Origin of the sequence: Amycolatopsis sp. NPDC051371, assembly GCF_040682155.1 — a bacterium.
GTDB lineage: Bacteria > Actinomycetota > Actinomycetes > Mycobacteriales > Pseudonocardiaceae > Amycolatopsis.
On sequence record NZ_JBFBAG010000017.1, the window covers coordinates 1 to 14469 of the forward strand.

General features: G+C 69.7%; 14 protein-coding genes. 6 read left to right on the plus strand and 8 right to left on the minus strand.

From position 1 onward, the window contains the following. On the plus strand, nucleotides 1-558 hold a 558-nt coding region (locus tag AB0M59_RS21450; RefSeq protein WP_364617496.1), incomplete at its 5' end, for a copper resistance CopC family protein. A gap of 5 nt (nucleotides 559-563) precedes the next feature. Further along, nucleotides 564-1592: a CopD family protein gene (locus AB0M59_RS21455; protein WP_364617498.1), complete on the plus strand. Its 1029-nt coding sequence runs from the start codon at nucleotides 564-566 to the stop codon at nucleotides 1590-1592. Nucleotides 1593-1803: 211 nt separating this feature from the next. Here the strand turns inward: AB0M59_RS21455 and AB0M59_RS21460 are convergent, their stop codons facing one another. Together AB0M59_RS21460 and AB0M59_RS21465 are read right to left on the minus strand one after the other, a co-directional pair. Then, nucleotides 1804-2691, minus strand: coding sequence for an aminoglycoside phosphotransferase family protein (locus tag AB0M59_RS21460; protein ID WP_364617500.1), 888 nt, complete (start codon nucleotides 2689-2691; stop codon nucleotides 1804-1806). Between the two features lie 19 nt (nucleotides 2692-2710). Then, nucleotides 2711-4096 (minus strand): helix-turn-helix transcriptional regulator, encoded by a 1386-nt coding sequence (locus AB0M59_RS21465; RefSeq protein WP_364617502.1) that lies wholly within the window; start codon nucleotides 4094-4096, stop codon nucleotides 2711-2713. Nucleotides 4097-4433: 337 nt separating this feature from the next. On the opposite strand from AB0M59_RS21465, the gene AB0M59_RS21470 reads away from it, so the two are divergent. Both AB0M59_RS21470 and AB0M59_RS21475 read left to right on the plus strand, forming a co-directional pair. Beyond that, nucleotides 4434-4769 carry a hypothetical protein gene (locus tag AB0M59_RS21470; protein WP_364518366.1) on the plus strand — a complete coding sequence of 112 codons (336 nt, stop codon included), beginning with the start codon at nucleotides 4434-4436 and terminating at the stop codon, nucleotides 4767-4769. A 13-nt stretch (nucleotides 4770-4782) separates the two neighbouring features. Continuing rightward, a complete protein-coding gene (locus tag AB0M59_RS21475) occupies nucleotides 4783-5202 on the plus strand; it encodes a hypothetical protein (protein WP_364617504.1) in 420 nt (139 codons plus the stop codon). Between the two features lie 364 nt (nucleotides 5203-5566). Here AB0M59_RS21475 and AB0M59_RS21480 read toward each other — a convergent pair whose 3' ends face one another. Both AB0M59_RS21480 and AB0M59_RS21485 read right to left on the minus strand, forming a co-directional pair. Next, nucleotides 5567-6835 (minus strand): MFS transporter, encoded by a 1269-nt coding sequence (locus tag AB0M59_RS21480; protein WP_364617506.1) that lies wholly within the window; start codon nucleotides 6833-6835, stop codon nucleotides 5567-5569. Next, a complete protein-coding gene (locus AB0M59_RS21485) occupies nucleotides 6825-8159 on the minus strand; it encodes a GH1 family beta-glucosidase (RefSeq protein ID WP_364617508.1) in 1335 nt (444 codons plus the stop codon). The genes AB0M59_RS21480 and AB0M59_RS21485 overlap by 11 nt, the downstream gene beginning before the upstream one ends. A gap of 129 nt (nucleotides 8160-8288) precedes the next feature. On the opposite strand from AB0M59_RS21485, the gene AB0M59_RS21490 reads away from it, so the two are divergent. Next, nucleotides 8289-8936, plus strand: coding sequence for a TetR family transcriptional regulator (locus AB0M59_RS21490; protein WP_364617510.1), 648 nt, complete (start codon nucleotides 8289-8291; stop codon nucleotides 8934-8936). A 355-nt stretch (nucleotides 8937-9291) separates the two neighbouring features. Here AB0M59_RS21490 and AB0M59_RS21495 read toward each other — a convergent pair whose 3' ends face one another. Beyond that, on the minus strand, nucleotides 9292-10476 hold the full coding sequence (locus AB0M59_RS21495) for an amino acid deaminase/aldolase (RefSeq protein ID WP_364617512.1): 1185 nt from the start codon (nucleotides 10474-10476) through the stop codon (nucleotides 9292-9294). A gap of 85 nt (nucleotides 10477-10561) precedes the next feature. Between AB0M59_RS21495 and AB0M59_RS21500 the strand changes: the two genes are divergently transcribed. Continuing rightward, on the plus strand, nucleotides 10562-11860 hold the full coding sequence (locus tag AB0M59_RS21500) for a D-arabinono-1,4-lactone oxidase (RefSeq protein WP_364617514.1): 1299 nt from the start codon (nucleotides 10562-10564) through the stop codon (nucleotides 11858-11860). Here the strand turns inward: AB0M59_RS21500 and AB0M59_RS21505 are convergent. From AB0M59_RS21505 to AB0M59_RS21515, 3 genes are read right to left on the minus strand one after another with little or no spacing between them, the layout of a single operon-like run. Then, entirely contained in the window at nucleotides 11857-12807 is a 951-nt protein-coding gene (locus tag AB0M59_RS21505; protein WP_364617516.1) for a ribose-phosphate pyrophosphokinase, read from the minus strand. The two genes, AB0M59_RS21500 and AB0M59_RS21505, sit on opposite strands and share 4 nt — an antisense overlap. Next, entirely contained in the window at nucleotides 12804-13454 is a 651-nt protein-coding gene (locus tag AB0M59_RS21510) for an NAD(P)H-binding protein (protein ID WP_364617518.1), read from the minus strand. Before AB0M59_RS21510 ends, AB0M59_RS21505 begins: the two co-directional genes overlap by 4 nt. A 32-nt stretch (nucleotides 13455-13486) precedes the next feature. Next, nucleotides 13487-14140 carry a hypothetical protein gene (locus AB0M59_RS21515; protein WP_364617520.1) on the minus strand — a complete coding sequence of 218 codons (654 nt, stop codon included), beginning with the start codon at nucleotides 14138-14140 and terminating at the stop codon, nucleotides 13487-13489. Between the last annotated feature and the right edge of the window lie 329 nt (nucleotides 14141-14469).

The following is a 14469-nucleotide window of genomic DNA, read 5'->3' on the forward strand; positions in this document are numbered from 1 at the left end:
GCAGCCGACGTACACCGCGAGCGTGGTGGAGAACAGCGGCCGGAACAGCGCGTCGCCGTAGTTGGAGACGGCCGCGCCGATCAGGCCGATGATGCCTCTTCGGACCCGGCGAACGGTTCGTCCGTCGCCGCCGGTCCGCAGAAGGTCAGCTTGACGTTCGACCAGTACGTGCAGGGCGCGGACGTCAACCAGATCGCGGTGACCGGACCCGGCGGCGGCCAGTGGGCCGAGGGACCGATCAGCGTGGTGAACAACGTCATCAGCGCGCCCCTGCGGCCGCTCGGCCCGGCCGGGAAGTACACCATCGGCTACCGCGTGCTGTCCGCGGACGGCCACCCGGTGACCGGTGAGCTCACCTTCACCCTGACCGCGGCGGGCACCGGCACGCCGGCGACCGTCGACGCGGCGAAGTCGCCGGGAGGTTCGTCGTCCGCGGCGCCGCAATCGGGCTCGACCGGCGTGCCGATCTGGGTCTGGATCGCCGGCGCGGTCGTCCTGCTCGCGATCGGGCTGACCGTGGCCCTGCGCTCGGGCCGGTCCGTGGAAGAGAAGAAGTAGCAGCGATGACCCAGGCCGAGACCACCACGAAACCCCGCTATTCGACGCTGCTGTGCGTCGCGACGGCGGGCCTGCTCGGCGCCTTGATCGGCGTCGCGCTCATGGCCACCACCCCGGTCCCCGGCGTGGTGCAGCCCAGCGCGGTGGTCTCGGCCGGCATCCCGGTCGTGCGGGTCCTGCTCGACCTGGCCGCGGTCACGACCATCGGCCTGGCGCTGCTGTCGGTGCTCGTCGGCTACGACCGGCCGAAGCTCACCGAGCCGATCATGCGGCTGGCCCGGCCGGCCGGGGTCGCGGCCGCGCTCGTCTGGGCCACGACCGCCGTCGTCGCGCTGATCCTGCAGACCGCGGAGTACAAGCCCGGCTCGTCGACGCTCTCGCCGGGCGACATCGGCGACTACATCGCGGCCGTCGGCGCCGGCAAGGCGCTCGTCATCGTCGCGGCGCTCGCGCTCGTCCACGCCGGGATCGGCGCGCTGGCCCTGCGCTTCGGCGAGAAGGTGCCCGCCGAGGTCCGGGTCGGGCTCGGCCTGTTCGCGCTGCTGCCGCTGCCGGTCACCGGGCACGCGTCGAACTGGAACTACCACGACTACACGATGATCTCGATGGAGCTGCACGTCATGAGCGCGGTCGCCTGGACCGGCGGCCTCGGCGCGATGACCGTGCTCCTCGTCGCGAACCGGACGCTGCTGGCGCACGCGCTGCCCCGGTTCTCGAAGCTCGCGACGCTCTGCCTGGTCCTGTCCGCGGCGACCGGGCTGTTCAACGGACTGGTCGAGATCTCGCTCAACCCGACCATCGGCTTCTGGGCGGCGATCTTCACGACGCCGTACGGGCAGCTCTTCGTCCTGAAGTTCCTGTGCACCGGCGTCATCGCGCTGCTCGGCGCGTACACCCGCTGGCGGCTGATGCCGCAGATCGTCCGGCACAACCGGACGGCGCTCGCCGCGTGGGCGACGCTCGAGCTGACCGTCATGGGATTGGCGTTCGGCTTCGCCGTGGTGCTGACGCGGGCGCCGGTCGTCGCGTCCTGAAAGCCCTTCCCCGCAGGTAGAGCCGGTCTTAGGTCACGGCGAGTAGCTGCAACTTGCGCATTGGGATGAGGGGTAGACCATTGGGGGCGACCGGTCGGACCGAACTTTCTACCCAGAGCTGACCGCATTTCGGAAGCGACGAACGGTCATTTGCTGTCGTCGAATGCACGTGCAGATTGTGGCGCCGGTCACATGAAGTGACAGATGACGGTCAGCGGTAACGCGTCCACCGCGTGTCCGTCCGGGCGTTCCGGAGGTCGTCCAGCCGGCGGTGGAGCTCGGGCCGCACCTGCGGCCGGCTGCGCAGGATGGGCAGCACGCTCGTCGTCAGCTTCAGCTCGCGGATCGCCCGGAGCACGGCGAACCCGGGCCACGACGTGACGTCGAAGCCGTACGCCGCGGCGAACGTCCGGTAGCGCACCGGCGGGTCGCCGAACCGCTCGCGGCCGACCGCCAGCGGCGTCAGGTCCCATTCCGGCGACCCGACGCACGACGAATCGAAGTCGCAGAGCACCGGCCCGTCGGGGCCGGGGATGACGTTGCCCGGGTACGCGTCGCCGTGGACCAGGCCCCTGGGCAGCGGAAACTCCAGCTCGGCCAGCGCGGCCTCGAGCTCGGCGCAGCGGTCGAGCAGGAACTCGCGGTCGCCGCCGTTGAGCTCTTCGGCGTCGGACACCCGGGCCCGCACCGCGGCGAACGGCGCCCACTCGGCGAGGCCGTCGGGCGCGGGCAGGGCGTGCACCTGGCGCAGCAGCCGGGCCAGGTCGGTGGACGTCGCCGGGCGGCCGATGCTGGGCACCTGGTGCCACACGGTCACCAGGTGCCCGCCGACCGGCAACGGCTGCTCCACGGTGCCGAGCAGCCGGATCGCGGGGACGTCGTGGAGCTCGAAGTGCCGCGCCACGCGGACCACGGTCTCGACGCGGTGCCGGAGCCGGGTGGAGCCGACGATCCGGATCACGAAAGGCGCGGTGACCAGCGCGTACACCGCGTTGTTGGTGAACCTCAGCAGCCGCGCGCCAGCCGGGTCGAAACCCAGCAGCGCGCAGGTTTCGGCCAGTACGTCACGCAGCTTGCCGGAGGTGAACCGGCCGTCCAAGACGCCGGCGCCTTCGGCGTTATGCGGCGTAGAAAGCGTTGAGGCGGTCGGCGAGGTCACGGGCATCGGCGTTGTTGCGGCGGCGCTCGGCCTCGTCCTGCAGAGGCCGCATGCGGTCCTTGACCCGCTCGGACTTGATGCCCTCGGCGCAGTCGATGGCCTTGCCGCCGACCTTGGAGCCGTGGTCGAGGTCGCCGTCCAGCAGGTGGTTGGTGGCCAGGGCGCTCAGCATGAACGTCTTGGAGCGGGCCATATCGTCGTCGTAGGACTCGACGGCCCTGGTCAGCGCCGGGATCGCGTACTTCGTGTGCTCGGAGTTCTGCTGCGCGAGGACCGTGTGGACGGTGCCGACCATGGCGTAGACGTCGGTCTCGGTGAAGAACTTCACCCACGACTCGGCCTCGGCCAGGTTGGCGCGCTCGAACTCGTCCTTGCTCCGGCCGAGCAGCTTCACCGCCTGCTCCTCGTTGCCCATCATCGCGTAGGCCCAGGCCTCGTTCGCGCAGAGCACGGAGACCGCCAGCTCGGAGCCGGATTCCTGGGCGGCGATCTGGCCCAGCTGGAACAGCTTCAGCGCGTCGTTCGGGGCGTCCTGGTGCAGGTAGACGCGGCCCATGCGGTAGAGCACGTTGGCGACCAGCGGGTGGTTCTCGCCCTGCTTGGCCAGGTCCAGCGCGTTCGCGAAGTGGCCGCGGGCGGAGTCCATCAGCCCGGTGTCGAAGGACGTCCAGCCGGCCAGCGAGTGGAGGTCGGCGAGCGCCACGTACAGCCGGTTCTTGACGATGTCCGTGCCGTGCGCCTCGAGCATCTGCTGTCCCCAGGACAGCTGCGCGACGACGGCGTCGCGGCAGAAACCGCCGCCGTACTGGTAGTCCAGCGCCCGGAGGGCGCGCGTCGCGGCCTCCACCTGGCGCACGTCGGTCATGCCGATGCGCCCGGGCGCCGGTGTCCTGGCCGGCCCCGCCGACCACGTGCCGGATTCCGGACCGAACACCGCCGCACCCATCGTGACCTGGGCGGCGTGCGCGAGGAACCTCCGTCGCTTCACGGACTCGTCCTCCTCAGCCTGCTGGCCGTCGGCGGAGCCGACGACGCGTATCGCCGTGGCCTCGTCGTAGGCGAGGCCCATGTATCCACGGGGGACACCCAGGCCGTCGGCGATCCGCGTGAGGACGTCGTAGGCCATGACCTGGCGACCCTTGAGGATCTCCGACACCTCGGACTGGGATTGGCCGGTCATCGCGGCGATCTGGCGCTGCGAGACACCATGCTTGCGCAGGAGCCGGTAGACGCCACTGATCTCGCGGGACGCGAGAGCCGCTCTCATCTCCGGCTGCTCCCACGCGTCAGCGGGAACTGCGTGGCTCTGCCGGGCTTCGGCACTGCCACCGTTACTGGCGTCCATCGCGCCCCCTCCACTGTCCGGTCGGGCGTCTGTGAAACAGCGTAGGCAAACCTGCGAAACCGTGTGAACAGCCGAACTGGCGCCCTGATCGGTCCGGGCGAAGTCCGTTGACCGCTTACCGTGGAACCCGGTCCGGTCACCGCTGTGACGCCATTTCGACCTTCTATCGCACCCGGTTTCACCTCACTGTAGTTGTCAGATCTCCGTCACCGCCCGGACACCGGCAGCGATCACGGAGAGCTACGAAAACCGCAGTGTTCATGACTAAGGCGATGTTGCAGAAGGCATCTTCGAAGCCCGACGGACTCGAAGACGGCACGACAGAGCGGAGAAGGGCGTGGAGTTCGTGGACTCGTTCGCAGGGGGACATGCCGGCACGGCGACCCGCGCCGTACGGCCGGTCGTCTCTCCCATCTCCGCCGTCCGCCCGGTCACCCCCGCCGCCGCGGTGGACCCCCGCACCGCGAACGTCCGGCACTACGAGGGCGGTCAGCTGGTGTGGCGCGTGCAGTGCGGCGACCTCATCAGCCGCGAGCGCGCGGTGACGGTGTTCGTCGAGGACAACCAGGTGGTACTGGTCTCGCCCCCCGGCGAGACCGCGCGGTTGACTTCCGGCCAGCTCGGACAGCTGCGCGCCGCGCTCAACGAAGCCGCCAAAATGGCGGAAAGGTAACGGTGAGCTGATCATGGATCAGGTACTCGGGCAGGTCCTCCGCAATGCGGTCTGGGAGCGCCTCGACATGCTGACCGACCTGGCGAACCGCGCTGACGCCCAGTCGCTCGTCTCGGTCGCACGCTCCGAACTCCCCCGCTTGACGGAGGCGTGGCGCGCGATGCTGAAGATGCACGAGCCCGACGAGCGCGGCGACTGCCCCACTTGCTCGACCCGGTGGCACCGCTGCAAGGCGCCGTGCTCGGTCTGGCAGGTCGCGCACGAACACCTGGTGGCGGGCGGACTCGCCCCGCAGCAGCAGCCTTCGGCGGACAGCCGGCTGCAGGGCCGTCGCACGGTCCCGGCGCAGGGCCGGCCGGCTCCGGCACCCTCCGCGGCCGAGACCACCGGGCGCCACGCGCTGGTGAACCCGCGCCGAGCGGTCACGGCCTGACGGACCCGGGCCGTCGCCACCTCCCGCGGTGGCGACCCGGACCTCCTGATCCGGCGAGCGCGGCCGACCGATCGCCCCATCGGACCCGCGCCGGCACTCGCCCGGCCGGGGACTGTTTCGCCCGCACCCCCGAGCAGCGCGAACCAGTCCTCGGCCGCCCCCACTCCGGTCCCCACCGCGATTAATCGAAAAAAATACGCGTTAGGCCTAGCCCAGGCGGTAATCCCCCGCTAGATTGATCATCGAAGAGGCCTGGACCATTGGTTCGCCTCGACGTGACCCGCCTGTGAGCGGCCCCTGAATTCCGCGGGCCGGTGCCGTTGCACTCCCCTCCCCCGACCGGCACCGGCCCGCGGTTCCAACCTCAGCGAACCGCCTTCACCCGCAAGACGAGCACCGCGGCCAAGAGCGTCGCGACGGCCGAAGCGGCGAAGAGCCCGGAATAGCCACCCAGGTAGGCCAGCACCAGCGGCGTCAGCAGCGGAGCGACCACCTGCGGCAGCGAGTTCGCGATGTTGATGACACCCAGGTCCTTCGCGCGGTCCTGCGCCGTCGGGAGCACCTGCGTCAGCATCGCCAGCGCGACAGCCATGTACGCGCCGAATCCGACCCCGAGCAGCGGGGACGCCGCCAGCGCGACCGGCCAGCTCTGCCAGATCACCAGCAACAAAGCGGCCAACGCCATCACGCCGGACGCCGCAAGGACGTATGGCTTACGCCGTCCGGACTTGTCCGAGAAGTGGCCGGCGAGCACGGCGCCGATCACGAGCGCGACGCCGTACAGCCCCATCATGATGAGCAGGCCCGTGTCCGGGTCCTCGTAGTGCACCGCGTCCTTGAGGAAGAACAACAGGTAGAGCGTCCCGAACGCGTTGCCGAGGTTGATCATGAAGTGGCACGACCACGCCCACGCGAAGTCCGGGTGCCGTCGCGGCGAGACCCACAGGTTGCGCAGGACCTCGCCGGCTTGGGACGACGGCCGGAACTCGACCGGCAGCCGCGCGTCCGGCGTCCGGAGCACGAAGAACGCGGCGCCCACGACGACGATCACCGCGCAGACCGCGTACGCCAGCGGGATCCCGGCGATGCCGAGCATCACGACGACCACGACCGCACCCAGTACCGTGCCGAGCATCTGCGCGATGCCGACGAGCCCGCCGACCTGCGCGCGCTGCCCGACCGGGACGCGGTCGGCGATGGCGGACATGAGCGTGGCGAGCATGCCGTTGAGCCCCGCCTGCACGAGGCACCAGCCGACGATCAGGAGCGCGACGTCCGGGGCGAAGGCCAGCACCAGCAGGCCGACGGCCGCGACGACGGCGCCGATCACCGTCCACGGGTGACGGCGGCCGAAGCGCGAGCACGTCCGGTCGGACAGCAGCCCGACGGCCGGGTTGACGATCAGCGCCACGATCGCGCCGACGCCCATCACCATGCCGAGGACGAACTCCTTGTTCACCTGGTCGAGCAGTTCGGCCTGCTGCGGCAGCAGCACCTGGATCGGCGCGTAGATCCCCAGCCAGAGCGCGATGTTCGCGAAGAACAGCAGGCTCATCCAGCCGGGCCGCACCCGCACGACGGGTTCGGCGAGGGCTTCCGGCAAACCGGTCGCCTCAGTGGTCTCACTGCTCATCCCGCACCAGCTTCCGGTACCAGTGGAACGAGTCCTTCGGCGTGCGCCGCAGGGTTTCGTAGTCGACGTGCACCAAGCCGAAGCGCGGCGCGTAGCCCTTGGACCACTCGAAATTGTCCATCAGGGACCAGCAGAAGTAACCCCGGACATCGACGCCGGCGTCCATCGCCTCGCGCAGCGCGACGAGGTGACTGTGCAGGAAGTCGATGCGTTCGGGGTCGTGCACGCCGCCGTCCTCGGCGACGACGTCGTCGAAGCTGCAGCCGTTCTCGGTGATCTGGATGGGCGGCAGCTTGTCCCGGTAGCGGCGGTGGAAGTCGAGCAGCAGCTCACGCAGGGCGTGCGGGACGATCGGCGAGTCGTTGGTCGTCATCGGGTAGCCCTCGACCGGGCGAAGGTCGAAGGGCAGCGGGTTGCCCGGGCTGGGCTTCGCGACCCCCTGCGGCTCGTAGTAGTTGACGCCGTAGAAGTCGAGCGACTGGGCGATGGTCGGCAGGTCGTCGGCGAACCCCGCGGGAAGGTGCTCGTGGAGCTGCTCGGGATAGCTGCCGAGCAGCACGGGGTCGGCGTACAGCCGGTTGAGCAGCGCGTCGAGCCACTTGGCGGCTGCTTCGTCCTCGGGAGAGGCAGTGGAGTCATCGGACGGCCAGATCGGCGAGTGGTTGTTGGCGGTGCCGACCTCGGTCGCGCCCGCCGCGCGGAGGGCCTGGACGGCGAGGCCGTGGGCGAGGTTCTGGTGGTGCGCGGTCGGGATGGCGTCGAGCAGGAGCGTCCGGCCGGGCGCGTACTCGCCGATCGCGTAGCCGAAGATGGACATCACCATCGGCTCGTTGAGCGGAATCCACAGCTTCACCCGATCGGCGAAGCGTTCTCCGAGGATGTGAGCGTATTCCGCGAAGCGCTCAGCGGTCGTGCGGGAGAGCCAGCCGCCGTCGTCTTCGATCGCCTGCGGGGTGTCCCAGTGGTAGAGCGTGACCGCGGGGGCGATCCCGGCCTCGCAGACGGCGTCGATGAGCTTGTCGTAGAAGCCGAGGCCCTCGGGGTTGGGCGCGCCCTTGCCGTCGGGCTGGATGCGGGGCCAGGCGATGGACATCCGGTAGGCACCGACGCCGAGTTCCGCCATCAGGGCGATGTCTTCGGGGTAGCGGTGGTAGTGGTCGGCCGCTACTTTTGCCTCTTCACCGCGAGCGATCTTGCCCTCGGTCGCGGTGAACGTGTCCCAGATGGACGGTCCGCGCCCACCTTCGCTGGTGGCGCCCTCGATCTGGAACGCCGAGGTCGAAACACCCCAGAGGAAGCCGGGCGGGAAGATCGGGTTCTGCACCGGTGCTGACCCCTTCGTTCAGCCACCCGTACGGGTGAACATGAAAAGTTCTCATATACTAGGTCTTCACTCGTCCGTGGGGAAGCCCGTCGGCACGATAAAGTCCCAGATCAGACGAGGAGGAGCGCCGTGTCCGACATCCAGGCCGCGAAGGTGCCGGCAGAAGCCACCCCCTTGCGCCGTCAGCCGGTCCAGCAGCGAAGCGCGAAGCGAGTCGAGCAGATGCTCGACGCGAGCGCGGCGCTGATCGACGAACTCGGCTACGACGCACTGACGACGACCCTGATCGCCAAACGAGCGGGTGTGGCGGTCGGTTCGCTGTACCAGTTCTTCCCGGACAAGCGCGCGGTCGTGCAAGCGCTTACCGCCCGGAACCTCGAGAGGTTCGTCGGCGCGGTGAACGAACGGCTCAAGCAGCTCGGGCCGGAGCACTGGTGGGACGTCGTCGACTCGATCCTCGACATCTACCTGGACATGCACCGCTCGATCCCGGGATTCTCGAAGGTCCACTTCGGCGACATCATCGACCGGCAGCTGCTCGACGAGACGCGCGACAACAACGCGGTGCTCGTCGATTCGCTGACGGATCTGGTCGCCCTCCAGGTGGATCGGCCGGTGGAAGACCTGCGGTTCGCGATCGGGATCGCCAACGAGGTGGCCGACGCCCTGCTGAAGCTGGCCTTCCGGAAGGAGCCGAGCGGGGACGAGAAGATCGTCGCCGAGGCGAAGTACGTGGTGAAGGGCTACTTGGCGGCTCGGTTCGGAGAGCAGTCGTAGCTGTCCACAGAAGTTGTCCACAGGTATGCACAGCTGTGGACAACTGCCGGGTTTCGGCCGGGTTCGTCAGGGTGCACCGATAGACTGGAAGCGGGGGTTCCCCCGGGGAGGGTGGGCCGCGCGTGGGCCCGGCCGATGAGCGGTGTGCCAGATCCGGCGAAGTCGACCGATCTGGTTGCCCGGAGCCGGTCAGCGGGCGTGGCGCCCCAGGCAAACGTCTTGAATGAGTCATTCAGGACGCTGGATGCCCTGAATGACTCATTCAAGACACCGCTGGCACCGACCTGCGCCGGGCGTTGCCGGGACACCTAAAGGGGCACGTCGGTCGAGAGCCGGGCGGGGTTCCGGCCTTGGGTCAGCCGAAGTTCTGGTGCTCACCGCGGTACGTCGGGACCGTGCGCTCCACCCGGTCGCCCATCACCAGGTGGTAGTGCGTGAAGCGCTCGGCCAGCTCGCCCGCCTTGGCGTGCCTCAGCCAGACCCGGTCGCCCAGGCTCAGGGTTCGGGCCGCTCGGCCCGTCACCGGGGTCTGGACCTCTCCCGCTCCCTCGAAGCCGAGGAACTTCAGGCCGGTCGGGAGGTACGGCGTCGGCTGGCGGGACGGACCCGTTGGCCCCGAAGCGATGTAGCCGCCGGAGTACAGCGTGGCGATCTTGCGCGTCGGGCGGCGGACCACCGGCAGCGCGAACAGCACCGCCGCGCGCGGCTTGAAGCGCGTGTACCCGTCGAAGAGCGTGGGGCCGATCAGACCCGAGCCCGCCGCGATCTCCGTGACCACCGCGTCCGCGCCCGTGGACTCGATGCTTCCCGTGCCGCCGCCGTTCACGAACTCCAGGTCCGCCACTTCGAGGACCGCTCGGACCACTTCGCCGCGGCGGCGGTTCAGCTCGGCCGCGGAACGGCGCTGCATCCAGCCGATCACCGCCTGGTTCACCCTGCGGCCGGCCGCGTCGCCGAGGCCGGCGATCTGACCCTCGTACGCCATCACGCCCACCAGCCGGAAGCCCGGCCGCGCCACGACCTGCCGGGCGAACGTCGACGCCTGCTTCGGCGTGAAGATCGGGGAACGCCGGGTGCCGACGTGGACTCCCGGCAGCGGGCGCCACGACGCGTCCAGCTCCAGGCACACCCGGATCTCCGGGTGGCCGTGGCCGAGAGCCGCGTCCACCAGGTCCAGGTGCTCCGGCGAATCGACCATGATCGTGATCGCCGCGCGAGCCTTGTCGGATGCGGCCAGGCGGCGGAGGGCTTCGTGATCGGCCGTCGGGTAGGCGACGACGATGTCATCCGTCGTGCCTTCCTCGACGTGCCAGATCGCTTCCGCCAGCGAGTAGCACATCAGGCCCTCGAAACCCGGCATCGCGAGCACGCGTTCCAGCAACGCCCGGCAGCGGACCGACTTGCTGACGACGCGGATCGGCTTGCCGCCCGCACGGCGGTGGAGGTCGCCGGCGTTCGCGTCGAAGGCCGCCAAGTCGACCACGGCCAAGGGTGGATCGAGGTCCTTGGTCGCCAAGTCGTACACCGTCGCACTGGTCACGAGGTCTAAAGTACGACACGAAGGCTTGAAACGCGAATACTGTTCACATACTGTTTCGGGCACTCGACCGATGGAGGGTGCGCGCATGACCCGGTGGACCAACTGGGCGGGCACGGCGTCCGCCTCGCCACAACACGTTCACCAGCCGCGCAGCGCGGCGGAGATCGCGGCGACAGTCGAAGGCATCGCCGCAGCCGGCCGGACCGTGCGCCCCTGGGGCAGCGGACATTCCTTCACCGCGATCGCCGTCGCCGACTCCGATGCCCTCGACCTGCGCCACTGGACCGGCATCGAGCGCGCCGACCTCGAAACCGGCCAGGTCACCGTCCGCTCGGGTACCACGATCAAGCAGCTCAACGCCGAGCTCGACGCGCTCGGGCTGGCCATGACCAACCTCGGCGACATCGACGCACAGACCATCGCCGGCGCGATTTCGACTGGCACCCACGGCACCGGCGCACGCCTCGGCGGCATCGCCACCCAGATCACCGCGCTCGAGCTCGTCCTCGCGGACGGCTCGGTCGTCACCTGTTCCGCCGAGGAGAAACCCGATCTCTTCGCCGCAGCTCGCGTCGGGCTCGGCGCGCTCGGCGTGATCACCACCGTGACGCTCAAGTGCGAGCCGTCGTTCGTGCTGCGCGCGCAGGAACGGCCGGAGCCGCTGGAGCAGGTCCTCGAGGGCTTCCACGAGTTCGCCGACCAGAACGAGCACTTCGAGTTCTACTGGTTTCCCTACGGCAAGAACGCGCTGGTCAAGCGCAACAACCGGTGCGAGACGGCCGAGCCGCTAAGCAAGGTGCGCGAGTTCGTCGACTACCAGATCATGGAGAACGTCGCGTTCGGCGGCCTCTGCCGGACGGGCCGGCTGATGCCGCGGCTCGTGCCGTCGCTCGGCAGCTTCGCGTCGAACGTCCTGAGCGCGCGCGAGTACAGCGACCTCTCCCACCGCGTCTTCGTCACCGCGCGCAACGTCCGCTTCACCGAAACGGAATACGCTGTTCCACGTGAATCAGTGCTCGACGTGCTCGCCGAGCTACGGGCGGTAGTGCCGACGCTGAAGGACCCGGTGATGTTCCCGGTCGAGGTCCGCGTCGCCGCGGCTGACGACATCTGGCTGTCGACGGCGCAGGGCCGCGACTCCGCCTACATCGCCATCCACCAGTTCACCGGCATGCCGTACCGCGAGTACTTCAGCGCGTTCGAGAAGATCGCCGGCGCGGTCGGCGGCCGCCCGCACTGGGGCAAGATGCACGACCTCGACGCCGGCGTCCTCCGCTCGCGCTACCCGCACTTCGACGACTTCCTGCGTGTGCGCAAGGAAACCGACCCGAGCGGCGTCTTCACGAACACCTACCTTGACCGGGTTCTCGGGCCCGTCGGCTAGAACAGCGCGGACACCGATTCGCCGTTGTGGATCCGGCGGATCGCCTCGGCCAGGGCCGGCGCGATCGACAGGATCTTCAGCTTCTCGGTGCGTTCTTCCTCGGGCACCGGGACCGTGTTGGTGCAGACGATCTCCAGCACCTCCGGCCGGCTGCCGATGCGCTCGATGGCCTTCGCCGCGAACAGCCCATGCGTGCACGCCACCCGGATCGACCGCGGCTCCAGCTCGGCCAGCTTGTCCAGCAGTTCCAGCACCGTGCTGCCCTTGGCGATCTCGTCGTCCAGCACGATCACGTCGCGGCCGGTGATCTCGCCGATCACCGAGCTGATCTGGACGCGGTCGTCCGGGAAGCGCTCCTTCGCGCCGGCCGCGACCTGGACGCCGAGGAGCCGCGCGAAGTGCGACGCCTCCTTCGCGTTACCCAGGTCGGGTGAGACGACGGTGGTGCGCGAGAGGTCGTACTGGCGGAAGTGCTTGGCCAGCTCCTGCAGCGCGTGCAGGTGGTCGACCGGGACGCTGAAGAAGCCATGGACCTGCGGTGAGTGCAGGGTCATCGCGAGCACGCGGTTCGCACCGGCCGTGGTCAGCAGGTCGGCGACCAGGCGGCCGCCGATGGAGATGCGCGGCGCGTCCTTCTTGTCCGAGCGCGCGTACGAGTAGTGCGGCATCACGGCGGTGATCCGCGACGCCGACGCACCGCGCGCCGCGTCGAGCATCAGCAGCAGCTCGACGAGGTGCTCCTGCACCGGCTTCACGAGCGGCTGGATGATGAAGACGTCGCGCTCACGGCAGTTCGCCTGCAGCTGCACCTCGAGGCAGTCGTTCGCGAACCGCCGGACCTCGGCCGGCCGCAGCGGAACGCCGAGCTGGGCGCAGATCTCTTCGGCCAGCTCGGGGTGCGCGCTGCCGCTGAAGACGGCGATCTCTCTCGAAGCCTGGTTGATCACAGCGCGGAGATCGCTTCGCCGATCGCGACCTCACCAGAGATCAGCGTCAGGGTGCGCCGCGCGGACTCCGGCGCGTCCAGCAGGCCGACGAGCACCGCGGCGACGTCGTCGCGCGGGATCGGGCCGCGGCCGGTCTGCTCGGCCAGCAGGACCAGGCCGGTGCCGGGATCGTCGGTCAGCTGCCCGGGCCGGAGGATCGTCCAGTCGAGGTCGCGGGCCTTGAGGTCGTCCTCCGCCGCGCGCTTGGCGCGCAGGTAGTGCCGGAATTCCTCGGTGACGTCGGGGTTCTCCGGGTTGTCGGCACCGATCGAGCCGACCTGGATGTGCCGCCGGACCCCGGCTCGCTCCGCCGCTTCGGCGAACAGCGCCGCAGCACCCCTGTCCACAGTGTCCTTGCGGGCGGTGCCGCTGCCCGGGCCGGCGCCGGCCGCGAAGATCGCGGCGTCGGCGCCCGTCAGGACCTCGGCGACGGCGTCCACATCGGAGTTCTCCAGATCGAGCACGACGGCCTGGGCGCCGGCGGCCTCGAGGTCCGCCGCGTGGGCGGGGTTGCGGATGATGCCGACCGCTTCGTCACCGCGCGCGGCGAGCAGCCGCTCGAGCCGCAGCGCGATCTGACCGTGTCCACCTGCAATGACGACTCGCATGAGCCGACCCTATTACTGTTCGTTCCGGACCGTCAGTCGAGGGAAGCGGGGGCCTCGGCCGTGCGGAGCAGGTGGTCGTAGACGAGCTCGTTCACCAAGCGGGAGACCGGGTCCTCGGCCAGCACGACGCGCTCGGTGCGGCCCTCGAGGTCGAGGTCGACGACCGCGTTCGGGTCGGCCGTCACGACGGCGAGGCCGTACGCGCGGGCCCGCGGCAGACAGTTGCCGACGTAGTCCTCGGTGAGGACGGCCGGCGACGGCAGCACCATCGCGGCCTCGCCGTAGCGGGCGAACGGAACCGCGGAGGCCATCGCGGTGCGCCAGTGGCGCGCGACGGCCAGGACGCCGACGATCTCGGCGGCCGGGGCGGGGGCGGTTCCGGCCAGCTCCGGCCAGGTCCAGGTGTCGACGGTGGCGCGGTCGGCCACCGGGCCGGCACCCATCGCGATGCGTTCGGCGTGCACGTCGGTGCGAAGCTTGGCGACCACGCAGACCTTGCGGCCGAGGATGGTGGTCTCGGGGAGGACGATGCCGTTCCAGCCCAGCTGGGCGGCGGCGGTGCGGGCGAGTTCGTCGACGCTCGCGGGGAGCTCGATCGGCGGCACCACCCGGCTCGGCATCGACCGGCTGCGCTTCGCGCCACCGGCGACCGTCGAGCGCTCGGTGTTCTGAGGTGTAGCCGCCACGAGTCCGCCTCCTTCTAACCTGCACCGCTTCGTGACCGGTGAAAACCGGCACTCAATCTGTCTAACAGCGTGGCGGCGCGGCGTCGCCGGGTAGTGCGAGTGGCTGCGATCGGCGGCGCCCAGCGGTCGATGACCGGTCGGTAGGCGGTCATCCGACTTCGGTCGAACGGTGCGGCCAACCGAGTGATCGCGGGGTGAGTGGCACTACCGTCCGCCCGCGACCGACTACCGGGGGCAGGATTCGCCTACCGGGCCCGACTAGCCCGTTCGGCGCAACCCGGGGAAAATCCACAGTGGACGCGGGCCGCTGAGCTGCGCATGTCTACCGT